The 25,513-nt window shown below is 68.9% G+C and carries 25 protein-coding genes and 1 pseudogene; 16 read left to right on the forward strand and 10 right to left on the reverse strand.

The features are described from left to right. The first annotated feature begins 149 nt into the window (after positions 1-149). From ndk to ABZ453_RS01325, 8 genes are all read left to right on the forward strand, one after another. The gene (ndk, locus tag ABZ453_RS01290; protein WP_133040996.1) at positions 150-563 is read left to right on the forward strand and encodes a nucleoside-diphosphate kinase; all 414 of its coding nucleotides are present in this window, start codon (positions 150-152) and stop codon (positions 561-563) included. A 266-nt stretch (positions 564-829) separates the two neighbouring features. Continuing rightward, entirely contained in the window at positions 830-1,849 is a 1,020-nt protein-coding gene (locus tag ABZ453_RS01295; protein WP_004001297.1) for a rod shape-determining protein, read from the forward strand. Between the two features lie 143 nt (positions 1,850-1,992). After that, positions 1,993-2,937, forward strand: coding sequence for a rod shape-determining protein MreC (gene mreC / locus ABZ453_RS01300; protein WP_359010333.1), 945 nt, complete (start codon positions 1,993-1,995; stop codon positions 2,935-2,937). 13 nt (positions 2,938-2,950) lie between these two features. Then, positions 2,951-3,631 (forward strand): rod shape-determining protein MreD, encoded by a 681-nt coding sequence (mreD, locus tag ABZ453_RS01305; protein WP_359010335.1) that lies wholly within the window; start codon positions 2,951-2,953, stop codon positions 3,629-3,631. 80 nt (positions 3,632-3,711) lie between these two features. Beyond that, positions 3,712-5,964 (forward strand): penicillin-binding protein 2, encoded by a 2,253-nt coding sequence (gene mrdA / locus ABZ453_RS01310; RefSeq protein ID WP_359010337.1) that lies wholly within the window; start codon positions 3,712-3,714, stop codon positions 5,962-5,964. Next, positions 5,961-7,160, forward strand: a complete 1,200-nt coding sequence (gene rodA / locus ABZ453_RS01315; protein WP_359010339.1) for a rod shape-determining protein RodA — start codon at positions 5,961-5,963, stop codon at positions 7,158-7,160. The genes mrdA and rodA overlap by 4 nt, the downstream gene beginning before the upstream one ends. 95 nt (positions 7,161-7,255) lie before the next feature. Beyond that, a complete protein-coding gene (locus tag ABZ453_RS01320) occupies positions 7,256-8,764 on the forward strand; it encodes a CYTH and CHAD domain-containing protein (RefSeq protein ID WP_359010340.1) in 1,509 nt (502 codons plus the stop codon). Between the two features lie 112 nt (positions 8,765-8,876). Then, positions 8,877-10,847, forward strand: a complete 1,971-nt coding sequence (locus tag ABZ453_RS01325; protein ID WP_359010342.1) for a TIGR03960 family B12-binding radical SAM protein — start codon at positions 8,877-8,879, stop codon at positions 10,845-10,847. Between the two features lie 206 nt (positions 10,848-11,053). Here ABZ453_RS01325 and ABZ453_RS01330 read toward each other — a convergent pair whose 3' ends face one another. Together ABZ453_RS01330 and ABZ453_RS01335 are read right to left on the reverse strand one after the other, a co-directional pair. After that, on the reverse strand, positions 11,054-11,443 hold the full coding sequence (locus ABZ453_RS01330) for a hypothetical protein (RefSeq protein WP_359010344.1): 390 nt from the start codon (positions 11,441-11,443) through the stop codon (positions 11,054-11,056). Positions 11,444-11,911: 468 nt separating this feature from the next. Further along, on the reverse strand, positions 11,912-13,276 hold the full coding sequence (locus ABZ453_RS01335; protein WP_359010346.1) for an FAD-dependent oxidoreductase: 1,365 nt from the start codon (positions 13,274-13,276) through the stop codon (positions 11,912-11,914). 154 nt (positions 13,277-13,430) lie between these two features. Between ABZ453_RS01335 and ABZ453_RS01340 the strand changes: the two genes are divergently transcribed. Beyond that, on the forward strand, positions 13,431-13,808 hold the full coding sequence (locus ABZ453_RS01340; RefSeq protein WP_359010348.1) for a metalloregulator ArsR/SmtB family transcription factor: 378 nt from the start codon (positions 13,431-13,433) through the stop codon (positions 13,806-13,808). Positions 13,809-13,834: 26 nt separating this feature from the next. Here the strand turns inward: ABZ453_RS01340 and ABZ453_RS01345 are convergent, their stop codons facing one another. From ABZ453_RS01345 to ABZ453_RS01360, 4 genes and pseudogenes are all read right to left on the reverse strand, one after another. Beyond that, positions 13,835-14,377 carry a DinB family protein gene (locus tag ABZ453_RS01345; protein ID WP_359010350.1) on the reverse strand — a complete coding sequence of 181 codons (543 nt, stop codon included), beginning with the start codon at positions 14,375-14,377 and terminating at the stop codon, positions 13,835-13,837. A gap of 161 nt (positions 14,378-14,538) precedes the next feature. After that, positions 14,539-14,831: pseudogene (locus ABZ453_RS01350) on the reverse strand (pyridine nucleotide-disulfide oxidoreductase); the annotation flags it as partial. 144 nt (positions 14,832-14,975) lie between these two features. Beyond that, positions 14,976-15,746, reverse strand: a complete 771-nt coding sequence (locus ABZ453_RS01355) for an MIP/aquaporin family protein (RefSeq protein ID WP_359010352.1) — start codon at positions 15,744-15,746, stop codon at positions 14,976-14,978. Between the two features lie 39 nt (positions 15,747-15,785). Continuing rightward, on the reverse strand, positions 15,786-16,094 hold the full coding sequence (locus ABZ453_RS01360) for a metalloregulator ArsR/SmtB family transcription factor (RefSeq protein ID WP_359010354.1): 309 nt from the start codon (positions 16,092-16,094) through the stop codon (positions 15,786-15,788). Between the two features lie 102 nt (positions 16,095-16,196). Between ABZ453_RS01360 and ABZ453_RS01365 the strand changes: the two genes are divergently transcribed. The 3 genes from ABZ453_RS01365 to ABZ453_RS01375 all read left to right on the forward strand — a co-directional run bounded on the left by ABZ453_RS01365 (position 16,197) and on the right by ABZ453_RS01375 (position 17,653). Next, the gene (locus ABZ453_RS01365; protein ID WP_359010356.1) at positions 16,197-16,610 is read left to right on the forward strand and encodes an arsenate reductase ArsC; all 414 of its coding nucleotides are present in this window, start codon (positions 16,197-16,199) and stop codon (positions 16,608-16,610) included. Positions 16,611-16,793: 183 nt separating this feature from the next. Next, complete coding sequence (locus ABZ453_RS01370) at positions 16,794-17,138, forward strand: carboxymuconolactone decarboxylase family protein (protein WP_359010358.1); 345 nt, start codon at positions 16,794-16,796, stop codon at positions 17,136-17,138. Between the two features lie 101 nt (positions 17,139-17,239). Next, complete coding sequence (locus tag ABZ453_RS01375; protein ID WP_359010360.1) at positions 17,240-17,653, forward strand: SHOCT domain-containing protein; 414 nt, start codon at positions 17,240-17,242, stop codon at positions 17,651-17,653. A 76-nt stretch (positions 17,654-17,729) separates the two neighbouring features. Here the strand turns inward: ABZ453_RS01375 and ABZ453_RS01380 are convergent, their stop codons facing one another. After that, positions 17,730-17,990 (reverse strand): hypothetical protein, encoded by a 261-nt coding sequence (locus ABZ453_RS01380; protein ID WP_359010362.1) that lies wholly within the window; start codon positions 17,988-17,990, stop codon positions 17,730-17,732. A 280-nt stretch (positions 17,991-18,270) separates the two neighbouring features. Between ABZ453_RS01380 and ABZ453_RS01385 the strand changes: the two genes are divergently transcribed. Continuing rightward, the gene (locus tag ABZ453_RS01385) at positions 18,271-18,693 is read left to right on the forward strand and encodes a hypothetical protein (protein WP_359010364.1); all 423 of its coding nucleotides are present in this window, start codon (positions 18,271-18,273) and stop codon (positions 18,691-18,693) included. A 22-nt stretch (positions 18,694-18,715) separates the two neighbouring features. On the opposite strand, the gene ABZ453_RS01390 is transcribed toward ABZ453_RS01385, so the two are convergent. The 3 genes from ABZ453_RS01390 to ABZ453_RS01400 form a co-directional block, all read right to left on the reverse strand. Then, positions 18,716-19,891 carry a zinc-dependent alcohol dehydrogenase gene (locus ABZ453_RS01390; RefSeq protein ID WP_359010366.1) on the reverse strand — a complete coding sequence of 392 codons (1,176 nt, stop codon included), beginning with the start codon at positions 19,889-19,891 and terminating at the stop codon, positions 18,716-18,718. Further along, positions 19,888-20,826, reverse strand: coding sequence for an SRPBCC family protein (locus ABZ453_RS01395; RefSeq protein ID WP_359010368.1), 939 nt, complete (start codon positions 20,824-20,826; stop codon positions 19,888-19,890). The genes ABZ453_RS01390 and ABZ453_RS01395 overlap by 4 nt, the downstream gene beginning before the upstream one ends. Positions 20,827-21,287: 461 nt before the next feature. Continuing rightward, positions 21,288-22,463: a glutathione-independent formaldehyde dehydrogenase gene (locus ABZ453_RS01400; protein WP_359010370.1), complete on the reverse strand. Its 1,176-nt coding sequence runs from the start codon at positions 22,461-22,463 to the stop codon at positions 21,288-21,290. A gap of 569 nt (positions 22,464-23,032) precedes the next feature. Here ABZ453_RS01400 and ABZ453_RS01405 point away from each other — a divergent pair. The 3 genes from ABZ453_RS01405 (at position 23,033) to ABZ453_RS01415 (ending at position 25,351) form a co-directional block, all read left to right on the forward strand. Next, positions 23,033-23,518 carry an alpha/beta hydrolase gene (locus ABZ453_RS01405; protein WP_359010372.1) on the forward strand — a complete coding sequence of 162 codons (486 nt, stop codon included), beginning with the start codon at positions 23,033-23,035 and terminating at the stop codon, positions 23,516-23,518. 66 nt (positions 23,519-23,584) lie between these two features. Continuing rightward, on the forward strand, positions 23,585-24,541 hold the full coding sequence (locus ABZ453_RS01410; protein ID WP_359010374.1) for a hypothetical protein: 957 nt from the start codon (positions 23,585-23,587) through the stop codon (positions 24,539-24,541). Between the two features lie 48 nt (positions 24,542-24,589). Next, positions 24,590-25,351 carry a TIGR03936 family radical SAM-associated protein gene (locus ABZ453_RS01415; protein WP_359010376.1) on the forward strand — a complete coding sequence of 254 codons (762 nt, stop codon included), beginning with the start codon at positions 24,590-24,592 and terminating at the stop codon, positions 25,349-25,351. Positions 25,352-25,513: the final 162 nt, after the last annotated feature.

Raw genomic sequence — 25,513 nt, forward strand, 5'->3', positions numbered from 1 at the left:
ACCCTGGCGGTTGTTTCACCCGCCCCCCCACCCCCCTTTTAACCCCCGGGCCTTTCCCAAAACCCCCGCTCGCCCGGGGGGGCGGACGGCGGGAGTTTGACGACAGGCCCCTGAACACAGCGCACCCCATTGATCCATTAGGAGCCGTCGTGACCCAGCGCACCCTCGTCCTGCTCAAGCCCGACGCAGTCCGCCGTGGCCTGACCGGCGAGATCATCAGCCGTATCGAGCGCAAGGCCGGCTGGCAGATCACCGCGCTGGAGCTGCGCACGCTGGACCAGGACACGCTGGAGCAGCACTACGGCGAGCACAAGGGCAAGCCCTTCTACGAGCCGCTGGTTCAGTTCATGGCCTCCGGCCCGGTCGTCGCCCTGATCGTCGAGGGTGAGCGGGTGATCGAAGGCGTGCGGGCGCTGGCCGGACCGACCGACCCGATCGCCGCCGCCCCCGGCTCCATCCGCGGCGACTACGGCGTCATCGTCCGGGAGAACCTGATCCACGCCTCCGACTCCGAGGAGTCCGCGGAGCGCGAGGTGAAGATCTTCTTCCCTGGCCGCGCGTAACCCCCGCGGCAGCACGTCGGGAAGTTCGGTGTATTGTCCCCGGACTTCCTGCATATGCACCGGCGATCGAGGGAACGAGTGCCCCCGAACGCCCGTCTCCACAAGCGGAGCCGCGCATCATCTGCTGACAATGGCGAAGACCCTCCCGCAGTGTTCGCGAAGGCGCGTCTACGATGGAAGCCTTCACGTCACAGCACCCACTTCGCCTACCTGACAAGCCCTCAAAAGCTCCCAGGAAGGCCAGACGAATCCTGATGGGGAACTCAATGTCGTTCATCGGCCGTGACATGGCTGTCGACCTCGGGACCGCCAACACGCTGGTGTACGTCAGGGGTCGCGGGATCGTACTCAACGAGCCGTCCGTCGTCGCGATCAACACGAACACCGGTGGAATTCTCGCGGTCGGCGCGGAGGCGAAGAAGATGATCGGGCGCACGCCCGGCAACATCGTCGCCGTGCGACCGCTGAAGGACGGCGTGATCGCCGACTTCGAGATCACCGAACGGATGCTCCGCTACTTCATCCTGAAGATCCACAAGCGGCGGTATCTGGCCCGTCCGCGGGTCGTCGTCTGTGTGCCCTCGGGCATCACCGGCGTCGAGCGCCGCGCCGTCATCGAGGCGTCGTCCCAGGCCGGCGCCCGCCAGGTGCACATCATCGAGGAGCCCATGGCCGCGGCCATCGGCTCCGGCCTGCCGGTCCACGAGGCCACGGGCAACATGGTGGTGGACATCGGCGGCGGCACCACGGAGGTCGCGGTCATCTCGCTCGGCGGCATCGTCACCGCCCAGTCCATCCGCGTCGCGGGCGACGAACTGGACAACGCGATCATCCAGCACATCAAGAAGGAGTACTCCCTCCTCCTCGGTGAGCGGACGGCCGAGCAGATCAAGATCACGATCGGTTCGGCGTACGACCTGGACTCCGACGAGCACACCGAAATCCGCGGCCGGGACCTCGTCTCCGGGCTGCCCAAGACCGTCGTCATCTCGGCCGCCGAAGTGCGCAAGGCGATCGAGGAGCCGGTCAACGCCATCGTCGACGCCGTCAAGACGACCCTCGACAAGTGCCCGCCGGAGCTGTCCGGCGACATCATGGACCGGGGGATCGTCCTCACCGGCGGGGGCGCGCTGCTGCGCGGACTTGACGAAAGGCTTCGCCGCGAGACGGGCATGCCGATCCACATCGCCGAGGACCCCCTGGACAGCGTGGCGCTCGGCTCCGGCAAGTGCGTCGAGGAGTTCGAGGCGCTCCAGCAGGTCCTGGACGCCCAGCCGCGCAGATGACGTAACTCTTCGATTCCGCCGTACGAGATGATCTCCTCTCGTGCGGCGGATCGTTGATATAGAGGCATAAGCTCGCATAAGCCTCGGCATCACGAATACCTGAACACCCGCACATTCCTATGAGGAAGGCACGGCCGCCGCACGTGAGGGACACGAGAGAGAGCCGGCTGCTCCTGGTGCTGCTGATCGCCGTCGCGTTCGCGCTGATCACGGTGGACATCCGCGGCGGGGAGGACTCCCCGGTCGACGGTGCCCGACAGGCCGCCGCCACCGTCTTCGGGCCCATCGAGAACGGCGTGTCGTCAGCGGTCGACCCGGTCGGCAACGCCGTCTCCGCGATCCGCGACTCCGGCACCAAGCACGACCGGCTCGCCCGGCTGGAGCAGGAGAACGCGGCCCTCAAGGCCAAGCTGGGCAGCGACGACCGCAACGCCAGCCGGCTCAAACAGCTCGACAAGATGATGCGGATCGCCGGCGAGGGCCAGTACGGCATCAAGGGCGCCGAGGTCATCGCCATAGGGGCGGCCCAGGGCTTCTCCTGGACCATCACCATCGACGTCGGCGCCAACGACGGCATCAAGCGGGACATGACCGTGCTCAACGGCGACGGTCTCGTCGGCCGCGTCACCACCGTCGGCCCGAACACCTCGACCGTCCTCCTCGCCAACGACCCCGACTTCACCGTCGGCACCCGCATGGAGGCCAGCGACGAACTCGGCTTCGCCTCCGGCCAGGGCGACCGGCCGCTGCGCGTCGAACTCCTCAACGGCAAGGCCGACGTGAAGAAGGGCGACCGCCTGGTCACCTTCGGCTCCGAGGCCGACAAGCCCTTCGTGCCCGGTGTCCCGGTCGGCGTGGTCTCCCGCGTCGAGCCCTCCGAGGGCGGCCTGACCCGCACCATCTACGTCACGCCGTACGTCGGCTTCACCAAGCTCGACATCGTCGGCGTCGTCGTCGAGGCCCCGAAGAAGGACCCGCGCGACACAGTGCTGCCGCCCAAGCCCAAGCCGACCCCGACGCCGACGGTCACCGTCACGGTCACGCCCTCGGCGACCGCGTCCCTCGACGGCCAGACCCAGCAGCAGTAGGAGCTGAATCCCCATGCGCGTCAACCGGATCCTGCTCTCCTCGGCGCTGGTCGTCGTCGCCCTGGTGATCCAGGTGAGCGTCCTCGCCCGGCTCCATCTCCCGGGCGCCGTCCCCGACTTGCTGCTGCTGACCGTCCTCGGCCTGGCCATGGTGTACGGCCATGTGGGCGGCGCCCTCGTCGGCTTCGCCGCCGGTCTGCTCGCCGACCTCGCGCCCCCGGCCGACCACGCGGCCGGGCGCTACGCCCTGGTGCTGTGCGTCACCGGCTACCTCGCCGGGCTGATCAAACCGGAGAACGGCAGACTCAAGTCGGCCACCGGCCCCATGGTCGTCGTGGTCGCCGCGGCGATCGGCTCCACCCTGCTGTACGCCGGTGTCGGCGCCCTCGTCGGCGACACCGCCGCCCGCCATGTCGGCCTGGTCAGCCTGCTGTTCACGGCCGCCCTGTACGACCTGCTGCTCGCCCCGTTCGTGGTCCCCGGGATCATGGCGCTGGCCCGGCGCGCGGACAACGACCCGCTCGCCGAGACCTCCTCCGCCGGCAAGAAGGCCACCGACATCTCCACCGGCTGGATCTCCAACGGCACCGGCCTGAAGATCGGCGGCCAGCGCGGCGGCCTCGGCGCCCTGAAGACCCGGGCCCGGACCCGCACCGCGCGGGTGGGCCGCATCAAGGGGGTCAAGCGGCTGTGAGGGCGGCGGAGTTCCCGGCCGGCGTTCACAGCTCGGTCGGATATGACACACCTACACGCTGAGAGGGGGAGGCAGCCGCAGTGACCAACATTCCCGAGACGGGTCGGACCCCACGGGTCCAGATCAGGCTCGTCGTCATCCAGATCCTCGTCCTCTCCCTGCTCGGCACCCTCGGCGGCCGGCTGTGGTACCTGCAGATCCGGGAGGGCTCCCAGTACCAGAAGGAGGCGTCGGGCAACCACGTCCAGCAGGTCGTCCAGCCCGCCGTGCGCGGCTCGATCCTGGACGCGCGGGGCGTGCCCCTCGCGGACAACGAGACCCGGCTGGTCGTCTCCGCCTCCCGCACCGACCTGCTGAAGATGAAGGACGACGGCAGGGCCGTCCTCACCAAGCTGGCCGGGGTCCTCGGTATGAAGCCCGCGGAGGTCATGCAGAAGGTCCGGCTGTGCGACGCCAAGACGCCCCAGCCGTGCTGGAACGGCTCGCCCTACCAGCCGATCCCGATCACCGACGAGGCGACGCCCCGTCAGGCCCTGCAGATCCGTGAGCGCTCCGAGGACTTCCCCGGCATCACCGCCGAGCCCGAGGCCGTGCGCCGCTACCCCTCGCCGGGCAAGGCCAACACCGCCCAGGTCCTCGGCTACCTCTCGCCGGTCACCGACAACGAGATCCAGCAGGCCAAGAACACCGACTCGCCCTATCTGCGCTCCGACCAGGTCGGCCGCTCGGGCCTGGAGCGCGAGTACGACAAGGCGCTGCGCGGCAAGGCCGGCGTCACCCGCTACGAGGTCGACAACCTCGGCCGGGTCATCGGCAAGGCCAAGTCCGACGCCTCCGAGCCCGGTTCGAACCTGGTCACCAGCATCGACTCCCGCGTCCAGCGCGTCGCCGAGTACGAGCTGAACACCGCGATGAAGAAGGCCCGCGAGCAGTTCGACTCGATCACCGGCGAGAACTACAAGGCCGACTCCGGTGCCGTCGTGGTGATGGAGGCCAAGACCGGCCGTATCGTCGCCATGGCGTCCGCGCCGACCTACGACCCGAACGTCTGGGTGGGCGGCATCTCCGCCAGGGACTACAAGCAGCTCACCGGCAAGGACTCCGACTACCCGCTGCTCAACAGGGCCATACAGGGTCAGTCCGCGCCCGGTTCGACCTTCAAGGTGGTCTCCACGGCTGCCGCGGTCGAGGCCGGCTACGCATGGGACGGCGGCTACCCCTGCACCAGCTCGTACTCGGTGGGCGGCCAGGTCTTCAAGAACTTCGAGGGCGAGAACTTCGGCCCGATCTCCCTCGGCCGCGCCCTGGAGGTCTCCTGCGACACCGTCTTCTACGGCCTCGCCGACCAGCAGTGGAAGAAGGACGGCGGCATCAACCCCAGGAAGGGCCAGCCCAAGGACTACTTCTACAAGGCCGCCCACCAGTTCGGCCTCGGCAAGGAGACCGGCGTCGACCTGCCCAACGAGGTCACCGGCCGCGTCCCCGACCGCCAGTGGAAGGAGTCCTACTGGAAGGCCAACAAGGACGCCTGGTGCAAGTCCGGCAAGAAGGACGGCAGCTACGTCGAGAAGATCGCCTACGAGAACTGCCTCGAGGGCAACAAGATGCGCGAGGGTGACTCGATCAACTACTCCATCGGCCAGGGCGACACCCTCGTCACGCCGATCCAGGAGGCCATGATCTACGGCGCCCTCGCCAACGGCGGCACCGAGTACGTGCCCACCATCGGCAAGGCGGTCATCAGCGCCGACGGCAGGACCGTCCAGGAGATCAAGCCCAAGGTCAAGGCCAAGCTGCCCGTCACCCAGGCCACCCTCAAGGGCATGGACAAGGCCCTCGCCGGCGTCATCACCAGCGGTACCGCCGCCTGGAAGTTCCAGGGCTGGCCCCAGGACAGGATCGAGCTGCACGCCAAGACCGGTACCGCGGAGGTCTACGGCAAGCAGACCACCTCCTGGCTCGCCACCTACTCCAAGGACTACACGATCGTCATGACGATCGCCCAGGCCGGTACGGGTTCCGGCGCCTCCGGTGAGGCCGTGCGCAACATCTACAGCGCCCTCTACGGCGTCCAGCCCGACGGCTCGATCGACAAGGGCAAGGCGCTGCTGCCCACCCCGCAGAAGGGCCTGCCGAAGGTCAAGGCGGACGGCACGATCGCCTCCCCCAAGGTCGCCAAGGACCCCGTCAAGGACCTGCAGAAGGCCACCGAACAGAGCACCACCTCCCCGGACGGCACCCAGCCCGCCGGGACCACCCCCTCACCGACGGCCACCAACCGCACCACCCGCAGGCGACCTCGTAAGAGGGGGAGCCGGAGGATGCCGACATGACCGGAGCCAACAGCTTCTCCGTCTCCGGGTACGGGCCCCGGCCCGCGGGCTGGACCCGGCTGTTCGCCCGCGACTCGCTCACCCGCCGGCTGGACTGGCCGATGCTGCTGTCGGCCCTCGCGCTGTCCGGGATCGGCTCGCTCCTGGTCTTCTCCGCGACCCGCAACCGCACGGAGATCAACCAGGGCGACCCGTACTACTTCCTCATCCGGCACATCATGAACACCGGCATCGGGTTCGCCCTGATGGTCGGCACGATCTGGCTCGGCCACCGCACCCTGCGCAACGTCGTGCCCATCCTCTACGGCATCTCCCTGTTCGGCGTGCTGCTGGTGCTCACCCCGCTCGGCGCCACCATCAACGGCAGCCGCAACTGGATCGTCCTCGGCGGCGGCTTCTCCCTGCAGCCTGCCGAGTTCGTGAAGGTCTCGATCATCCTCGGCATGGCCATGCTGCTCTCGGCCCGGGTGGACGCGGGCGACCGGCCCTACCCCGACCACCGCACGGTCCTGCAGGCGCTGGGCCTGGCCGCCGTACCGATCATGATCGTGCTGCTCATGCCCGACCTCGGCACGGTCCTGGTCCTGGTGACGATCATCCTGGGCGTGCTGCTCGCCTCCGGTGCCTCCAACCGCTGGGTCTTCGGCCTGCTCACCGCCGGCATCGTCGGCTGCGTCGCCATCTGGCAGCTGCACATCCTGGACGAGTACCAGATCAACCGCTTCGCCGCCTTCGCCAACCCCAGCCTCGACCCGGCCGGTGTCGGCTACAACACCAACCAGGCCCGTATCGCGATCGGTTCGGGCGGACTGACCGGCGCCGGGCTCTTCCACGGCTCGCAGACCACCGGCCAGTTCGTCCCGGAACAGCAGACGGACTTCGTCTTCACGGTCGCGGGGGAGGAGCTGGGCTTCGTCGGCGCGGGACTGATCATCTTCCTGCTCGGCGTGGTCCTGTGGCGGGCCTGCCGCATCGCCCGCGACTCCACCGAGCTGTACGGCACCATCGTCGCGGCCGGGATCGTCGCCTGGTTCGCCTTCCAGTCCTTCGAGAACATCGGCATGACCCTGGGGATCATGCCGGTCACCGGCCTGCCGCTGCCCTTCGTGTCGTACGGCGGCTCATCCATGTTCGCGGTGTGGGTGGCCGTGGGACTGCTGCAGTCGATCAAGGTACAGAGACCCATGTCGGCATAGGACACCCAGGACACCCCGTGTTACCCCTGGGTCCACCCGGCATTCATGCCCCATGGGCCCTGCCGCCGGAAGCGGAATCCCACTAGATTCAGGTCATGGCGGACACAAAGCGCGAGATCGAGCGAAAGTACGAATCCGACGACAGTGGCCTGCCGGACCTGACCGGCGTGGCCGGTGTCGCGGCCGTCATCGACAAGGGTGTCGCCCACCTCGACGCCACCTACTACGACACCGCCGACGAGCGTCTCGCCCGGTCCTCCATCACCCTGCGCCGCCGCACCGGAGGCTCCGACGCCGGCTGGCACCTGAAGTTCCCCGTCGCCCCCGGCGTCCGCGACGAGATCCACGCCCCGCTGTCCGACACCGTCCCGCGCGCCATCGCCGGCCTGGTCCGCTCCCGGATCCGCGACGCCGAACTACTGCCAGTGGTCCGCCTGCGCTCCGACCGCGACCTGCGGGACCTCGTCGACGCCGACGGCCGCCTGCTCGCCGAGGTGAGCATGGACGCCGTACAGGCCGAACGGCTCACCGACGCCGGCGGCAGCGCCCAGTGGACCGAACTGGAGGTCGAACTCGCCGACGACGGCGACCCCGCCTTCCTCGACAAGGTCGACAAACGGCTGCGCAAGGCGGGCGTACGGCCCTCGAAGTCCGCCTCCAAGCTGGCCCGGGCGCTCGCGGATACGGCACCCGGCGGCAAGAAGAAGCGCAAGCAGGCCACGCCGCAGGCCCCCGTGACCGCCGGCGACCACGTCCTCGCCTACCTGCGCGAACAGCGGGACGCGATCGTCGAACTGGATCCGGCGGTACGGCAGGACGCGTACGACTCCGTGCACCGCATGCGCGTCGCCACCCGGCGCATGCGCAGCGCCTTCCGCTCCTACGGCAAGGTCCTCGACCGCGAGATCACCGGCCCACTCGGCGAGGAGCTGAAGTGGCTGGCCGGCGAACTCGGCGTGGACCGCGACCGCGAGGTGCTGACCGAGCGCCTCACCGCCGCCCTCGCCGAGGTGCCCCGCCCCCTGATCCACGGCCCCGTCCGCACCCGGATGCGCCTGTGGGCGAACGCCCGCCGCGGCGGCTCGCGCCGCAGGCTGACCGGCGTCCTGGACTCCAAGCGCTACCTCGCCCTGCTCGACGCCCTGGACGCGCTGGTCGACGCCCCGCCCCTGCTGAAGGCGGCCGCCGGCAAGCCCGAGAAGGTGATCTCCAAGGCCGTACGGAACGACTTCGGAAAACTCACCGAGCTCGTCGAACGGGCCGTGGCCCTGCCGCCCGGCCAGGACCGCGACCTCGCCCTGCACGAGGCCCGCAAGAAGGCCAAGCGGACCCGCTACTCGGCGGAGGCGGCCGTCCCCGCGCTCGGCGACCCGGCGACCGCCCTGCTGAAGTCGATGAAGTCCCTCCAGACCCTGCTCGGCGACCACCAGGACAGCGTCATGACCCGCCAGACCCTGCGCGAGCTGTCCGCCGTGGCGCACGCGGCGGGGGAGAGCTCCTTCACGTACGGCCTGCTGTACGGGCGAGAGGAGCGGCGGGCGGAGCTGGCGGAGACGGAGCTGCCGGGGATGTGGGCGTCGGTGAGGGACGGTGCGGAGGTCTGAACGTACGGAGGGATGCCCGGCCCGCGTTAGGCTAGATGGTCACCCCTGTCAGATCACTGCTGTCAGTCCAGTCAGTCCTGTCAGATCCGTCCGACCCACGAAGGTTCGCGAGATGCCTGCCGAAGTCACTGCGGCCGCCGAGTCTGTGTTCCCGCAGCTCGAAGCTCTGCTCCCGCACGTGCAGAAGCCGATCCAGTACGTCGGCGGAGAACTCAACTCCACGGTCAAGCCCTGGGAGTCCTGTGACGTCCGCTGGGCGCTGATGTACCCGGACGCCTACGAGGTCGGCCTGCCCAACCAGGGCGTCATGATCCTCTATGAGGTGCTGAACGAGCAGGAGGGCGTCCTCGCCGAGCGCACCTACAGCGTGTGGCCGGACCTGGAGGCGCTGATGCGGGAACACGGCGTCCCGCAGTTCACCGTGGACAGCCACCGCCCCGTGAAGGCCTTCGACGTGTTCGGCCTGTCCTTCTCCACGGAGCTCGGCTACACGAACATGCTCACCGCCCTGGACCTGGCCGGCATCCCCCTGGAGTCGAAGGACCGTACGCTCGACGACCCGATCGTCCTCGCGGGCGGGCATGCCGCCTTCAACCCCGAGCCGATCGCGGACTTCATCGACGCGGCGATCATCGGCGACGGCGAGCAGGCCGTCCTCGACATGACGAAGATCATCCAGGGCTGGAAGGCGGAGGGCCGCCCCGGCGGCCGCGAGGAGGTCCTCCTGCGCCTCGCGAAGACCGGAGGGGTCTACATCCCGGCGTTCTACGACGTCGAGTACCTCCCCGACGGCCGCATCGCCCGCGTGGTCCCCAACCGCTCGGGCGTGCCCTGGCGCGTGTCCAAGCACACGGTCATGGACCTCGACGAGTGGCCGTTCCCCAAGCAGCCCCTGGTCCCGCTGGCCGAGACCGTCCACGAGCGCATGTCGGTGGAGATCTTCCGCGGCTGCACCCGCGGCTGCCGCTTCTGCCAGGCCGGCATGATCACGCGCCCGGTCCGTGAGCGTTCCATCACCGGCATCGGCGAGATGGTGGAGAAGGGCCTGAAGGCGACGGGCTTCGAGGAGGTGGGCCTGCTGTCCCTGTCCTCGGCGGACCACTCGGAGATCGGCGACATCGCCAAGGGCCTCGCCGACCGCTACGAGGAAGACAAGATCGGCCTCTCCCTCCCCTCCACCCGCGTCGACGCCTTCAACGTCGACCTGGCGAACGAACTGACCCGCAACGGCCGCCGCTCCGGCCTGACCTTCGCCCCCGAGGGCGGCTCGGAGCGCATGCGCAAGGTCATCAACAAGATGGTCTCGGAGGACGACCTCATCCGGACCGTCGCCACGGCCTACGGCAACGGCTGGCGCCAGGTCAAGCTCTACTTCATGTGCGGCCTGCCCACCGAGACCGACGAGGACGTCCTGCAGATCGCCGACATGGCGACCAAGGTGATCGCCAAGGGCCGGGAGGTCTCCCGCTCCAACGACATCCGCTGCACGGTCTCCATCGGCGGCTTCGTCCCCAAGCCCCACACCCCCTTCCAGTGGGCGCCCCAGCTCTCCGCCGAGGAGACGGACTCCCGCCTCGAGAAGCTCCGCGACAAGATCCGCGGCGACAAGAAGTACGGCCGCTCGATCGGCTTCCGCTACCACGACGGCAAGCCGGGCATCGTCGAGGGCCTGCTCTCCCGGGGCGACCGCCGCATCGGCGCGGTCATCCGCGCCGTCTACGAGGACGGCGGCCGCTTCGACGGCTGGCGCGAGCACTTCTCCTACGACCGCTGGATGGCCTGCGCCGACAAGGCCCTGACCCCGCTCGGCGTCGACGTCGACTGGTACACCACCCGCGAGCGCTCCTACGAGGAGGTCCTCCCCTGGGACCACCTCGACTCCGGCCTCGACAAGGACTGGCTCTGGGAGGACTGGCAGGACGCCCTCGACGAAACGGAGGTCGAGGACTGCCGGTGGACGCCGTGCTTCGACTGCGGGGTGTGTCCGCAGATGGACACCCACATCCAGGTCGGCCCGACGGGCAAGAAGTTGCTGCCGCTGACGGTCAAGAAGGACGCTCCGACCAGCGGACACAGCCACTGAGGTGAAGCGAGGCTCTGGCGCGGATCGCTGACGCCCTGGCGGGGGCTAGCGAGGACGATGTGGCCGCAACGCTCGGGCCTCTCGGGGTCCTGAAGGCGCGGCCGGTTCCTCAGGACGTCCCGAGAACGCCGCTGCCGGGGCGTGGGAGCGGTGTGGGCATCCAGTCCTGGAGTGGGTTTAGCGGCGTGCTCTTCTGGCAGCGGCGCTCAGAGGCCGCCGTTGGATCTGATGTCTTGAGTCACCTGCTTCCAGTAGTCCGGGCAGTAGACGTTCACGGCCGTTACCAGTAGCTCGTTGGCGTCGGCCTGCTTCAAGCCCCAGTGCTGGCCAGCTGGGTACAGGTCGTCCCCGTGCAGATCAAAGAGATCTCCCACGCTGTGCCCTTGCGCCAGTCCGTTGCACCACTTCGGCGGGAAGTCGAGAAGCTCCTGATCCGTTGGCTTGCCCTCGGTGTACGGCATGTCTTGGGCTACCTTGAGGTAACGGTCCCCTTGGCTGGCGGTTGGCCTGCTCTTCGGGTGTGCGTCGTGGTGTCTGGCGTCGTCTCTGCTTCCGCAGGCGGTGAGACTGACGAGTAGGACGACGGTGAACAGCATGGCGGTGCGAGTCATAGGTCCCCCCAGATCTATTGATGCTGACGAGGATCATGCCGTGAAAGCGTCGCCTGGCACGAGTGACGAGAATGGTGCCGCTGGGCGAAGGCACCCCGGATCGAAGGCTGACGGCGTGCGTTGCCCCTTCCGGAATACCCCCCGCGCTGGGGGATTTCCCTAGCGCCGTGCCCGCAGATGGACCCGGCCCTACAAATCGGCCCGACCGGGAAGAAGCTGCTTCCGGTGACGGTCAAGAACGCTGGTCCGGCGCCTGCTTCGAGCGATCACACGCACTGGACCAGCCGGTTGCGGCGGTGATCTCGGGATTCAGCACAGGGAAGGCGTAGTAGACGATTCCCCAACTGGTGATCCGTGTGGCGCAGAGTGCCGGTAGGGCGGCGCCAGGCCGCGACCGGTTCCCCCGTACCGGCCGCGGCCTCAGCTCCGTGGACGTCCGTCATCGGCAGGTCGTCAGCAGCCACCGGAGGCGGTCGGTGCGCCGATGCCGATCTGGAGAGCGGCCGGGGCGGCGCAGCAGCCTCCGCCTTCACCGCTCCGGCCCGCGTCGGGGTCCTCGTAGAGACCCGCGCCGCCGCAGACCCCGGTTTCGGGCAGGGTCAGTTCGACGCGCTCAGCGGCTTCGGGGTCGCCGGCGATGGCGGCGGCGATGGAGCGGACCTGTTCGTAGCCGGTCATCGCGAGGAAGGTCGGGGCGCGGCCGTAGGACTTCATGCCGACCAGGTAAATGCCCTCTTCGGGGTGGGACAGCTCGTTCACGCCGTGCGGGTAGACGGTGCCGCAGGAATGGACGTTGGGGTCGATGAGCGGGGCCAGTGCGGTCGGGGCCTGGAGGCGCTCGTCGAGGCCGAGGCGGACCTCGGAGAGAAAGGACAGATCGGGGCGGAATCCCGTGAGCACGATGACCTCGTCGACCGGGTCGAGGCGGCGGCCGTCTTCGGCGACCAGGGCAAGCCGGTCACCGTCGCGCTCTACTGCCCGGGTGCGGAAACCCGTGACCGCGCTGGCGTGTCCGGCCTCGACTGCGGCCTTGGCGCGTAGGCCCAGGGCGCCGCGAGCGGGGAGCTGGTCGGCTTCGCCACCACCGTAGGTGTTCGCGCCGATGCCCCGACGCAAAATCCATGCGGTGTGCGTTCCCGGCTCCTCTGCGGCCAAGTCGGCGAGGTAGGCGAGTGCGGTGAAGGCAGAGGCACCGGAGCCGACGACGGCAATGCGTTTGCCTGTGTACCGGGCCCGGACCGCCGGGTCCCTGAGGTCGGGTACCCGGTAGGAGATCTGGGCGGTCGCCGCCTTCTCGCCGAGAGCGGGCAGGCCGTCGGCGCCCATGGGGCTGGGGACGCTCCAGGTGCCGGAAGCGTCGATGACAGCACGGGCCGTGATGCGTTCCTCGCCCCCGTCGGCCGTTTGGATGTGGACAGTGAACGGCTGCTGGTCGCGGTCGGCGTCGACGATGCGATCCCGCCCCGCGCGAGCCACGCCCGTGACGGTCGCACCGTAGCGGACCTTGTCGCCCAGGACATCGGCGAGAGGCTGGAGGTAGTGCTCCGCCCAGTCGCCGCCGGTGGGGTAGATGGCGCCGTCGGGGCGGGTCCAGCCGGTGGGGGCAAGAAGCTTTTCGGCGGCGGGGTCCGTGACCTCCGCCCACGGGGAGAACAACCGGACGTGCGACCAGTCGCGTACGGCGGTGCCGGCTGAGGGTCCGGCCTCCAGGACCAGCGGTTCAAGGCCGCGCTCGACGAGGTGAGCAGCAGCGGCCAGGCCGGCGGGGCCAGCCCCGATGACCACGACGGGTAGCTGATCGGTGGTGGGCGCGTTCACGGTGTCCCCCTTTGATTCGACGTCTGTCGATGTCTCGCTCGCCAAGGATGACACTTGCATCGATGAGCGTCAATATAGACATTCATCGAATCAGTGGCGAGCCGTGATCGCTCCATGTGGCCCTCACTGATTCGACATATGTCAACATAGAAGCATGTCGAACATGAAGGCGCTGCCGCTGCTTGAGCCCGAGGCGCCGGAGGGCGGGGCCCAGTGCTGTCCGCCACTGACCGAGCGTCCGTTCACTGCGGAAGAGGCGGAGACGGCCGCACGGATGTTCAAAGCGCTGGGTGATCCGGTGCGATTGCGGCTCTTCACCGCGGTCGCCTCGCATGAGGGAGGCGAGGCGTGTGTCTGCGATATTTCCGATGTCGGTGTCTCGCAGCCGACCGTTTCCCATCATCTGAAGAAGCTCAAGGATGCCGGGCTGCTGAGCTCCGAGCGGCGTGGCACCTGGGTGTACTACCGGGTTGAGCCCTCGGTGCTGGCGGCGATGGGCGCATTGCTGACGATCGCGCCGACAGCGGCTTGAGCGGCGGGGCGGGAGCCTGACCACAGTCAGTGGTGTTCAGCGCCGAGCGTGAGCTGAGCGCGGTGGAAGTCGTAATGCTGAGTGGGGTAGCGGTACAGGTCGGCGCGCGTCATCCAGCCCTGGAAGTACGGGTCCCAGCGGGGCGGGTAGGGCATGCCGTGCCGGAGCGTGGTTTCGTCCTCGCGGTCGAGACGCCGATGCAGCGCAGAGAGAGTGCGATCCATTTTTGCCCCCATGCGGCGGCGGTTGAAGTAGAGCGTGCCGAGCACGGAGGTGACGTAGTTGACGACATGAAATGGCTGGTCCGCGGCGTCCAGCAGACGGGCGAACGTCCTGCCAATTGCGCCTGGCAACCGTGTGAAGACGCCCACCAGGGACAGGAGAATGCGGACGAGCATGTAGCCGAAGAGCATGTGGAAGAGCAGCTGCTCGTTGGTCCACCGTGTCCCGTCCGTCGGACGCGACAGATCGGCGTGGCTCGCCTCTGTGAGGAGTCGGTGGAAGTCGACCCGCACACGTTCCCACTCGGCGCTGACGGCCTGCCGATCCAGTGGACACTCCTCGTCCATGGCTGCCACTTCCCCTTCGCTTCTCAGGCTCGGCCGCGCCGAGATACCTGGGAGAACGATGGTCCTCGCCTTCTGGCTCCTGAACCAGCTGCCGGACTCACGAGGAGCGATGGCGAGTACGGCTGGAGGTCTCCCCTCTTCGCATGTTTGCTGGGGGTCGTCTACAAGAGGGCATCGGCGATCTCGCGGGCTGCGTCACGCGCCGGTCGGCCGACGCCGACGAGGGTGGCGGAGGCGGGGCCGGTCCAGTCGCCGTAGCCGAGCAGGTGCAGGCAGGGCTCGTCCACTGCGCGCGTGCCGTCGGTGGCGATGTGGCCTCAATGATCGCGTCGGCCTCGGCTCTGGTCCCATCGGCCCACTCGACGTCTCCAGGGACGAGACGGGTGGGTATCGGGCTCGCGGTGAGCAGACGTCGGTCACGGGCTTCGCGGACGGGTGAGACGGCGACGATGTCGCGAGTCCCAGGTGTGCTGCCAGGCACCGCCGGCAGCACTCTGGGCGTCGAGGATTACGAAGTCGAGGCCCTGGCGGCGCAGTTAGTAGCCGGCGGCGAGCCCGGATTGGCCGCCGCCGATCACCAGCACCTGGGGCGCGCGTGTTACTCGGCGGTCTGCCGTGCGGGCGGGAAGATCAGAGCCGCCAATACCAGTCCGACCACGGCGCCGATCAACTGCATGCCGATGAAACCGACCAGGGAGCCGGGCGCGATGCCCGCGAAGGTGTCGCTGAATGTGCGGCCGATGGTCACAGCCGGGTTGGCGAACGACGTGGACGAGGTGAACCAGTACGCGGCGCCGATGTAGGAAGCGACGGCAATGGGGGCGAAGCGCAGTTGGTCGGTGCGGGCCAGGCCGAAGATCAACAGGATCAGGCCCGCCGTCGCCACCACCTCGCCCAGCAGCAGATGCCCGGCGGACCGGTCGTGCGTGGACCACTGCACCAGTGGTTTGCCGAACATCGCGTCCGCCAGGATCGCGCCTGCGATCGCGCCGAGGATCTGTGCGGGGACGTAGGCGGCTGCCTCGCGGATCGCCACACCTGCGCCGCCGCGTCGGGCGGTCCACCACTCGGCGAGTGTGACCACGGGGTTGAAGTGCGCGCCGGATACGGGGCCGAGCAGGAGAATCAGGACGCCGAGGCCGAAGACGGTGGCCAGGGAGTTGGCGAGCAGCTGCACTCCGACGTCCTTGGTCAGTTCGGTGGCCTGGACGCCGGAACCGATGACGACTGCGACGAGGGCCGCAGTGCCGATGAGTTCGGCGGCGGCGCGGGCAGTCAGCGGCCTGCGGGGCGGGGTGGCACCTGGCGCGGGCTGAGGTTCGGCGGCTGGTATCGGTGACTCGGCGGCGGCCTCGTGCGTGGCGGTCAACAGAACTCCTTCATGCAGTCGCCGACTGACGGCGAGGGATCAGGGGCAGGACCGCTTGTTCTCTGCGGCGGTACGGGCGGACTCGGCCAACTCGGCGAACTGGCCGGCGAGCGATGCGATGACATCCGCGCGCAGCTTGTAGTAAGTGAAACGGCCGCACGGCTCCGTCTCGACGATGCCCGCCTCGCGCAACACCTTCAGATGGTTGGAGAGATTGGTCTGCCGGGCACCGGTCTCCGCCACGAGGTGGGTGGTGCACAGCGTCTCTTTCGCGAGCAGGGTGACGATCTGAAGCCTGAGCGGGTCGGCCAGAACCCGGATCAGATCAGCGTCGACTGACGTCAGCATGCACTTATACTTACACATCAGTGGTGGCTGACATCACTGGGTGCTGATGTGTGAGTGCCCTTTTGTGCCGCCGTACAGGCGCGAGATCAAGAGAGACTCCTGATGTCCGACAAGCCCTCTGTGCTCTTTGTCTGTGTCCACAATGCCGGCCGCTCGCAGATGGCCGCGGCGTGGCTGAGCCACCTGGCCGGAGACCGCGTCGAGGTCCGCTCCGCTGGCTCCAACCCGGGCGATCAGGTCAACCCCGCCGCCGTAGCCGTCATGGCCGAGGTGGGCATCGACATCTCTGCCGAAACGCCGAAGATCCTTACTGTGGATGCGGTCAAGGAATCGGATGTCTGCATCACCATGGGATGCGGTGACACCTGCCCGGTCTTCCCTGGCAAGCGGTACTTGGACTGGCAGCTGGATGACCCGGCAAGTCAGGGCGTGGAGGCGGTCCGTCCCATCCGTGACGAGATCGAGCGCCGAGTCCGCGGCCTCCTCGAAGAACTCGACGTCCCGGCCGAGCGCTAACCCGTTGCGCCGTCTCGGAGCGGGCGGTGATGTCGAGACGAGACGGGCAACGGGCTATCCGTGCCTGGACGGGCGGGACTCTCTCGCGGCGAACGGGCGATCACCTCTCCCGGGTGATGCCGACGGCGCCGAGCCGCGGTCTCCTGAAGGTGCTGACACTGCCGCCCGGAAGGAGAGCGAACCATGGTGGAAGGCAAGACAGGGGCAGAGGGCGTGGCCGCCCTCGCTGAAGCCGACGCTCCGGTGTTCGAGACGCTCGTCCAGATGAACCTCGACACCTTCGAGCGTTCGGGACTGGACCAGGAGACGTATCTGCTGGCACGCATCGCGGCCCTGGTGGCCATGGATGCGTCCGCTCCCTCCTACCTCCTCAACATCGGCACCGCCGCGGAAGTCGGCGTGCCACTGGAGAGGATCCAGGGCACGCTCGTGGCGATCGCCCCCGTGGTGGGCAGCGCCCGGGTGGTCTCCGCGGCCCGCGCCATCGGCGAGGCCTTCGGGCTCGAACTCAGCGCCGAGGACGAGTAACCCCCACCAACCGCAGCGGCCCGTGAGCGCCTGCTCCTGGGCAGGACTCACGGTGTCGCGGCCTCAGCGATCTCAAGGCGACGACTCACAAGGGACAAGCGATGGGCGGCAACGTGTACCTGGCATACGACTACCCCGTTCTGGGGGCCTTCCTGACGATCATGTGGATCGCCCTGTGGATCCTGTGGTTCGTCCTGCTCTTCCGCGTCATCGTCGACATCTTCCGGGACGACCGTCTGAGCGGATGGGCCAAGACGGGATGGCTCGTCTTCACGGTCGTCCTTCCGTTCCTGGGCGTGTTCGTCTACCTCATCGCCCGGGGCAAGGGCATGGGCGAGCGCGAACTTGCCCATGCCAGAGCGCAACAGGAGCAGGCCGATCGCTACATCCGGGAGACGGCCCGCAGCACGGGCACCAGCGAGGTGGACGAACTCGCAAGGCTTTCCGAGATCCGCACCCGGGGCGACATCACCGACGAGGAATACCAGCGGGCCAAGGAGAAGATCCTCCACTGACTCGCGCGGTGGTCGGCCGGCGTCCCGCTCAGGGCTGCTCGGCGTCCCGCTCAGGGCTGCCGGCCACGCGAGCGTTCTAAGCGTCGGACGCGGAATGCCAGGCTTCCATGCCTGCTCGGGAGGCCTCCTTGGCCTGCCGCCACTTCATGGCCGCCTGCTGGGAGGGAGGCACGTCCATGTTGCGGATCATGCGTTTGCCTGCCGTGACCGCGGCGAATGTCATGACGGCCATGCCGGCGCCGGCCAGCAGGGCCCCGGCCGCCGTGAGTACGGCACCCATCGTGATGAGCCGGTTGTCGATCTGGAGCGCCTGCTCGGGCTGGTGGTGCGGGTTCATTCCTCCACCATTCACCGGAGGGGGCAACATCGCATTCCGGGCAACGTCGCACCATGTCAGGAACACCCGATTGGTTGAGCACACGGGGCTCTTGCGGTCGCGGTTGCCGGTGACGTCCTAGTGGAGTGAGGCTGCGCGAGCCCTTGTACCCGTCGCTGCCGCTGGACCACGGCGTGCCCGCCCTCCGAGCTGCCGTCCCCCGCGCTCCGTGCGACGCTGGATATGTGCTGGTCGCCGACCCTGTCGGGTCGACGGCGACGACCTTTGCAGAGGAGTCCACATGGCCACGCACACTCACCGCCACGACACGGCCGTTCGTGACAGCGCAGCGGCCACCGGCTGGACGGTCTTCGCCGGGATTGTGATGATCTTCGGTGGTGTCATGGCGATCTTCCAGGGGATAGCCGCCATCGCCAATGACGACGTCTTCGTCTCCACCCGCAACTACACGTTCCAGTGGAACCTGACGGGGTGGGGCTGGCTGCACCTCATTCTCGGTGTCGTCGTCGCTGCCGCGGGCTTCGCCCTGTTCCGAGGCATGACCTGGGCCCGTGTCGTCGGTATCACGGTGGCGGGTCTGTCGATGCTCGCCAACTTCGCCTGGCTCCCCTGGTATCCGCTGTGGGCCATCACGTTGATCATCGTGGACGGCTTTGTGATCTGGGCTCTGAGTGTCGGCCCCGCGAGGGGCGTGGAGACCTGATCCAGGGGGCTCTTCTGCGCCCTCAGGGCGTGAGGACGACCTTCTCGCAGTGGTCCTGCTTGTTCTTGAAGAGGTCGTAGCCGGTCGGTGCCTCGGTCAGGGGCAGCTGGTGGGTGATGATCCGGGTGGGGTCGATCTTGCCCTGCTCGATCAGGCCCAGCAGCGGCTTCATGTACTTCTGAACGTGGCACTGGCCGGTGCGCAGGGTGAGGGACCTGTTCATCCAGGCGCCCGCCGGGAATGTGTCGATCAGCCCGCCGTAGACGCCGATGACCGACACCACGCCACCGCTCCGGCAGGACAGGATGGCCTGGCGCAGGGCGTGCGGCCGGTCGGTCTCGGAGCGGACCGCCTGCTTGGCGCGGTCGTAGAGGTGGACGTGGGAGGCACCGTGTGTGGCCTCCAGGCCGACCGCGTCGATGCACTTGTCGGGGCCCCGGCCCCCGGTGAGTTCGAGGAGGGCGGACCGTACGTCGGTGTCCTCGAAGTTGACGGTGGTGTAGCCCTGGGCGGCTGCCATGTCGAGCCGGTAGGTCTCCTTGTCGATCGCGATGACCTTCTCCGCGCCCAGGACCCGGGCGCTGTCCATGGCGAACTGGCCGACCGGACCGGCGCCCCAGACGGCGACGACGTCACCGTCCTGGATGTCGCACATCTCGGCGCCCATGTATCCGGTCGGCAGGATGTCGGACAGGAACAGCACCTGCTCGTCGGTGAGGTCCGATTCGATCTTGAGGGCGTTGGTGTCGGCGAGCACCACGCGGGCGTACTCGGCCTGGCCGCCGGCGAAGCCGCCGGTGAGGTGGGAGTAGCCGTAGATGCCGGCGGTGGGATGGCCGAACATCTTCTCCGAGATACCGGCGTTGGGGTTGGTGTTCTCGCAGCACGAGTACAGCTCCGCGCGGCAGGACGCGCAGGCGCCGCAGGCGATGGGGAAGGGCACGACGACCCGGTCGCCGACGCGGAGTTTGCCGTCGCTGATGCCGGGGCCGACCTCGATGACCTCGCCCATGAACTCGTGGCCCATGATGTCGCCCTTTTGCATGGTGGGGACGTAGCCGTTGAGTAGATGGAGGTCGGAGCCGCAGATCGCCGTGGAGGTGATCTTCACGATGGCGTCGCGGTTGTTGAGGATCGACGGGTCCGGTACCTCCTGCACCTCGACCGAGTTGCGTCCCGTCCAGCAGTTCGCCTTCATGCCAGGGCCTCCTTCAGTTCGTCCTCGGTCAGCGGTCGGGCCGGGTGCTGCGGGAACTCGCCGCGGGCCCGCTTGCCGCCGGGTGCGCCCTCGGAGCGGACGACCTCCCCGATCTCCACGATCTGCTTGAAGCGGCGCAGGTCGTCGTCCAGTTGCTGGTGCGGTTCCTCGCCGAAGTAGCGCGCCGCGGCCTTGCCCAGCGCCCCGCCGGGCAGGTCGTAGCGCAGGGTCACCCGGATCTCCGTGCCCTGGCCGCCGGGGGCGGGCTCGAAGCGGACCTCGCCGGAGTTGTCGATGTCGGCGCCGTCCACCGACCGCCAGGCGATCAGCCGGCCGGGGATGTCCTGGGTGGTCTCGGCGTCCCATTCCACTGCCTTGCCGAACGGCGCGCCGGCCCGCCAGTGACTGGTGCGCGGACCGGTGACGCGCACCTCGTCCAGGTGCGCCATGAAGTCCGGCAGTCGCTCCACATCCCGCCAGAGGGCGTACACCTCATCCGGGGGCCGGACGACGGTGGTGGCCGCAGTCAGTTCCATGGGGCTGCTCCTACGGGTGCGGGTCACGGCCGCGTAGACGTCCGTGGCGGTGATGGCGGTGACCGCGGCGGTCGCGGCCACGGTGCGGCCCAGGCCGCGACCGTCGTGGTTCTTCAGGGCCCGGGTCAACATGGTCAGGTCCATGAGGTCGCCACCGACGCGGGCCCAGAGCCAGGCGGGATGCGGCCGCCCCAACAGCCCGGCCGCCGCCGTCAGTTCACGCACACCGACGGCGGTCGTGGCCGAGCGGTGCCGGAGGGCGTCGTCCACGCCCAGGGCCCGCGCGAAGCCGGCCGGGGCGGCGACCTGGGGCACGCCCAGGAGCGCACTGGCCCAGCCGAGGCCACGCACGAGCGGGTCGTGCCGGAGGCGGGAGGCGGAACGGGTGTGCGTCGTCATAGGTGCTCCCCACGGGGGGTCAGGTGACGGGTGGTCAGGTGAAGGGGTGAAGGGAAGGCGGGTTTACTCGGGTGAGAAGGTGGGGGGCGTATGGCGGTCAACGCCGGGGTTACCGCGTGGCCCGCGTTCAATCCTCAGCTCCTGCCACTGAACCGGCGGCGCGGTCGTCCGGTCGTGGCATGGACGGGAAGCGCGCCACGGCCTGTCAGATGTCAACCCCCAAGTCCGTGACCTGACTTCACGAGGGGGTGCGGCTCCGGTCTGGCCCGTGGGCGCGCGTCAGGCTGGGCGACGGGGTCAGCTGTCCGTTCTACCGGGCCGGGATCGGGCGATCGCCGCCGCCCAGGTATGACGGGAGGTCAGGCGACGGCTGCGCGTCCACCCCGGACCGAAGCCGGGGGTGGACGTCACCGGTCAGCCGGCCCGGTCCGGGAGCGGGCATGCCAACGTCTTTGGTCGCCTTACTGTTTGTGGCCGTTGCCGTGTCCGTTGGGATGCAGAACCACCTTGGTCCAGCCCTCGTCACGGGCGTCGAAGTGCTCGTAGGCGGTGGGGGCCTCGTCCAGGCTGAGTTCGTGGGAGACGACGAAGCTCGGCTTCGCCTTCCCGCCGGCGATCAGGTCTCGCAGCGCCCGGTTGTACTTCTTCACCGGCGCCTGTCCGGTGCCCATGCGCTGGCCCTTGAACCACATCCATCCGAAGTCGATCGGGATCTTTCCCTGCGCCTCCAGCTCCCCCTGGGCCTCCTCGCCGCCGGGGTCCTGGGGCAGGAACACGCCCACCACGCCGATGTCGCCCGTGAACCTGACCGAGTCGATGAGGCCGTTGAGCGTGAGGCCGGCGTCCTCTTTACCCTCGGGGTCGTGTGCCTGGTAGCCGACGCATTCGCAACCGTTGTCGGCGCCCAGACCGAGGGTGGCCTCCTTGACGACCTCCGCCGGGTTCTGCTCGGCGGTGTTGATGGGGATGGCCCCGATCTCCTCCGCCTTGCGCAGCCGGTCGGGCTGGTGGTCGGCCACCCAGACGCGGCCGGCGCCCTTGAGCAGAGCGGAGTAGGCCGCCATCAGCCCGACGGGACCGGCCCCGAAGACGATGGTCTGGTCGCCGGGTTTGACGTTGGCCATCTCGGTGGCGTGATAGCCGGTGGGGAAGATGTCGGCGAGCATCACGTAGTCGGTCTGCCGCTCGGCGGCGTCCTCGCCCAGGCGCAGCGCGTTGAAGTCGCCGTAGGGCACGCGCAGCAGTTCCGCCTGGCCGCCCTGGTAGGGGCCCATGTCGGCGAATCCGTAGGCGGCTCCCGCGAGAGCCGGTTCCGGCTGCATGGTCAGGCAGTAGTTGGTCAGACCCCGCTCGCACTGCTTGCAGAAGCCGCAGGCGATGTTGAAGGGCAGCACCACGTACTCGCCGACCTGGACCTTGCGGACGGCCGGGCCGACCTCCACGACCTGGCCCATGTTCTCGTGTCCCAGGGTGCGGCCGGGCTCGAAAGAGGTGCGGCCCTCGTACATGTGCAGGTCCGAACCGCAGATGTTGGTGGTGGTGATCTTGACGATGATGTCGCAGGGATGCTCGATCTTCGCGTCCGGTACGTCCTTCACCGTGACCGTACGCGGTCCTTCATATACCGCTGCTTTCATGATGACTTCCCTCGGTGCCGCGGCATGACGGCGGCACGGCGATGATGGGGCGCACAAAGAGCCGATTCTCGGAAGCGCCAGGACGGGGACGTGGCTCCGGCACGTCTCTGCGGGCCGTTCAACCGGGTCGGCGGAACGGTGGTTTGGGCCGCCGGCCCGCTGGGCCGAGCTTCAGCGCTCCGACGGCGTTGGGTGCGGGTCCCCATCGTCCTTCGACACGAAACGACCCTTTTTACACTGTCCGTCGGAAGGAAAGGCCGAGCCGGGGAGTGGCTGTCGCAGGTGGTCGCGGTGCACGCGCTGATTCTCTGCGCGCTACGTGGAACTGGTCCGCAACTGGGCCCGCATCAGCCGGGCACCGCCCTCACCTGACGCAGGCGGAGCCTTGCGCTTGATCGGTGAAGCATGCGCCGAGTCGGGGGACCGGCCGCCAGTAGCCTGCGGGGATGCCCGATTCATCGTCCTTCGGTGTCCCCACTCGCTACGCCGGCGCCTCCGACCGGGTCGCGGTCGTCGTTCCGGGGGTTGGTTACTCGCCCGCAAGGCCACTGCTGCACTTCGCTCGGGCCGTGCTGCTGAGCCACGGGTGGACGGTTCAGGAGGTGTGGTGGCGGATTCCCGGGGATTTCTCGGAGTTCAGCGTCGAGGAGCGGGTCGCGTGGGTGGAGGGGCAGGTCGCGGGGGCTGTCGAGGCGGAGGGCGGCGCCTGCGGGCTGCTGGTCGGGAAGTCCCTGGGCTCGCTCGGATCCGGTGTCGCGGCTGAGCGGAATCTTCCGGCGGTCTGGCTCACGCCCGTTCTGACGCTCGAGCATGTGGTGCGTTCCCTTCGGCGGACTCATGCGCCGACCCTCCTCGTCGGGGGGACCGCGGACAGGATGTGGGACTCGGGGGTCGCCGGCCGCTTGGCGCACGACGTGCTGGAAGTGCCCTCGGCGGATCACTCGCTCGAGCTCGGTGACGACGTCGCGGGATCGGTGGAGGTGCTGCGGCGGGTCGTGGCGCGGCTCGACGGGTTCGTCGGCTCGCTCGGGTCCGGGGTGGCGCCGCCGCAGTGAGGGCGATGTCCGTGGTCCGCCGAGACCGGCTGCATCCGTGGCGCGCCCGGGCGCGTCTACGCAGGTATGGATCTGGAGCAGCGGGCGCCGCAGTCTCGGGAACCCGAAGGCTGTCTCGTGGTGGCGCTTCGGGCGCCGGTGCGGATCGTCGTGTTCGTGCTGGTCGTGCCCCTGCGGATGGTGTGGGACGCGCTCGTCGTCGCCGGAAGGTTCCTGCGGGACACCGTGCTGCGGCCGGTCGGGCGGGTGCTGGCGTGGGTCGGTCGGGCCCTGTTCGTATGGCCCTTGGTGGGGCTGTGGCGATACGTCGTCGTGCCGGTCGGGCGGGTGCTCGGGTGGCTCGGGAACGTGATTGTCGTGGTGCCCATGGTGTGGCTGGGTCAGTCCGTGGTGGTTCCCCTCGGGCGGGCTGTGCGGGACGCCCTGGCGTGGGTGTACGCGCGCGGGCTGCTGCCTGTGCTGGTGCCGCTGGGACGGGCGGTCGTGTGGTGTGCGGCCGGGCTCGTACGAGGCCTGGGCCTGGTGCTTTCGGGGGTCGGGACCGTTCTGTACTGGGTCGGCCGGGTGCTGATCGTGCTGCCCGCCCTCGCGCTGTGGCGCTGGGTGCTCGCTCCCGTGGGCCGGGTCCTCGCCGTCGTCGGGCGTGAGGTGGGGGACGCGCTGGGGCACGCCTGGAGGGTCGCGGGGCGCGTCTCGCTCGCCGTGGGGCGTGCGCTCGGGACCCTCTTGCGGTGGATCTTCGTGGAGCCCGTGCGATGGTTCTGGCGGACCGTGCTCACACCCCTCGGACAGATCGTGCGGGACGTCGTGCTGCGGCCGGTCGCCGCGGTGGCCCGCGGTGTGGGACGGGTGGCGCGCGAAGCGCTGGCCTCGGCCCGCGAGTCGGTACGGCAGGCCCGGGCCGACGTCCGGCGGATGCTGTTCGGCGAGCGCGCGCGAATCCCCTCCGTGGACCGGCGGGAACCTCTGGGCGCCGAGACACGTACTCTAGGTAGCAGTACGACCGCTCTCACGAAGGACTGAACGACACTGGGCAAGCGACAGCCCGAAGGCCCGCCGCCCGCACCCGCGGTGCAGCGCATCCGACTGCGCTACACCAAGCGCGGCCGCCTCCGGTTCACCAGCCACCGTGACTTCCAGCGCGCTTTCGAGCGTGCGTTGCGCCGTGCCGAGGTGCCGATGGCGTACTCGGCGGGGTTCACGCCGCATCCGAAGGTGTCGTACGCCAATGCCGCACCCACCGGCACGGGCAGTGAGGCGGAGTATCTGGAGATCGCCCTCACCGAGGCGCGGGACCCGGAGAAGCTCAGGGTCCTGCTCGACGAGTCGCTGCCCGCCGGGCTCGACGTCGTCGACGCCGTCGAGGCGCGGACCTCCGGTCTCGCCGACCGGCTGACCGCTTCCGTGTGGGAGCTCAGGCTGGACGGCATACGGCCCGAGGAGGCCGAGCGGGCCGTCACCGCCTTCAACTCCGCCGGGGCCGTCGAGGTCCAGCGGACGACGAAGAACGGTGTGCGGACCTTCGACGCCCGCTCCGCGGTCGTACACCTCGAAACGCATAGTGATCCGGCTGATAGGCCGACCGACCAGCCCTGTGCGATACTGCGGCTGGTTGTTCGGCACGTGACGCCTGCCGTACGACCCGACGACGTCCTGTCCGGTCTCCGCGCCGTGGCCGACCTGGCGCCGCCGGTCCCCGCAGCGGTGACCAGGCTGGCGCAGGGGCTGCTCGATGAAGAGACCGGCACGGTGACCGACCCGCTCGCGCCCGACCGCGAGGCGGCGACGGCCCTGGTGGCCGATTCCGCTGCCGCCGCGAAGGCGCCGGCGTAAGGAAGGTCCCGCGAAGGACGGACGTCGTAGCGTCGCCCTCGTACTCGGGAGCCACCTGGGTCGGGCAGCGCACCGACCAGAAGACTTTCGCCAGGCCGTACCCAACAGGGTGTACGGAACCGGCGAGACAGGACACAGAGAGCTCCCGTGCGGCGCCCGCGC

The organism is Streptomyces sp. NPDC005799 (genome assembly GCF_040630525.1).
Classification (GTDB): domain Bacteria; phylum Actinomycetota; class Actinomycetes; order Streptomycetales; family Streptomycetaceae; genus Streptomyces; species Streptomyces griseorubiginosus_B.

What these genes read in the sequence shown, in the direction of transcription:
- ABZ453_RS01330 (WP_359010344.1), bottom strand. Translation starts at nt 11,443, where the DNA reads ATGCTGTTCACCGTCGTCCTACTCGTCAGTCTCACCGCCTGCGGAAGC.
- ABZ453_RS01325 (WP_359010342.1), top strand. Translation starts at nt 8,877, where the DNA reads ATGCCTGCCGAAGTCACTGCGGCCGCCGAGTCTGTGTTCCCGCAGCTC.
- ABZ453_RS01375 (WP_359010360.1), top strand. Translation starts at nt 17,240, where the DNA reads ATGGGCGGCAACGTGTACCTGGCATACGACTACCCCGTTCTGGGGGCC.
- ABZ453_RS01380 (WP_359010362.1), bottom strand. Translation starts at nt 17,990, where the DNA reads ATGAACCCGCACCACCAGCCCGAGCAGGCGCTCCAGATCGACAACCGG.
- ABZ453_RS01370 (WP_359010358.1), top strand. Translation starts at nt 16,794, where the DNA reads ATGGTGGAAGGCAAGACAGGGGCAGAGGGCGTGGCCGCCCTCGCTGAA.
- ABZ453_RS01320 (WP_359010340.1), top strand. Translation starts at nt 7,256, where the DNA reads ATGGCGGACACAAAGCGCGAGATCGAGCGAAAGTACGAATCCGACGAC.
- ABZ453_RS01400 (WP_359010370.1), bottom strand. Translation starts at nt 22,463, where the DNA reads ATGAAAGCAGCGGTATATGAAGGACCGCGTACGGTCACGGTGAAGGAC.
- ABZ453_RS01360 (WP_359010354.1), bottom strand. Translation starts at nt 16,094, where the DNA reads ATGCTGACGTCAGTCGACGCTGATCTGATCCGGGTTCTGGCCGACCCG.
- ABZ453_RS01345 (WP_359010350.1), bottom strand. Translation starts at nt 14,377, where the DNA reads ATGGACGAGGAGTGTCCACTGGATCGGCAGGCCGTCAGCGCCGAGTGG.
- ABZ453_RS01365 (WP_359010356.1), top strand. Translation starts at nt 16,197, where the DNA reads ATGTCCGACAAGCCCTCTGTGCTCTTTGTCTGTGTCCACAATGCCGGC.
- ABZ453_RS01340 (WP_359010348.1), top strand. Translation starts at nt 13,431, where the DNA reads ATGTCGAACATGAAGGCGCTGCCGCTGCTTGAGCCCGAGGCGCCGGAG.
- ABZ453_RS01395 (WP_359010368.1), bottom strand. Translation starts at nt 20,826, where the DNA reads ATGACGACGCACACCCGTTCCGCCTCCCGCCTCCGGCACGACCCGCTC.
- ABZ453_RS01295 (WP_004001297.1), top strand. Translation starts at nt 830, where the DNA reads ATGTCGTTCATCGGCCGTGACATGGCTGTCGACCTCGGGACCGCCAAC.
- ABZ453_RS01385 (WP_359010364.1), top strand. Translation starts at nt 18,271, where the DNA reads ATGGCCACGCACACTCACCGCCACGACACGGCCGTTCGTGACAGCGCA.
- mreD (WP_359010335.1), top strand. Translation starts at nt 2,951, where the DNA reads ATGCGCGTCAACCGGATCCTGCTCTCCTCGGCGCTGGTCGTCGTCGCC.
- rodA (WP_359010339.1), top strand. Translation starts at nt 5,961, where the DNA reads ATGACCGGAGCCAACAGCTTCTCCGTCTCCGGGTACGGGCCCCGGCCC.
- ABZ453_RS01390 (WP_359010366.1), bottom strand. Translation starts at nt 19,891, where the DNA reads ATGAAGGCGAACTGCTGGACGGGACGCAACTCGGTCGAGGTGCAGGAG.
- ABZ453_RS01410 (WP_359010374.1), top strand. Translation starts at nt 23,585, where the DNA reads ATGGATCTGGAGCAGCGGGCGCCGCAGTCTCGGGAACCCGAAGGCTGT.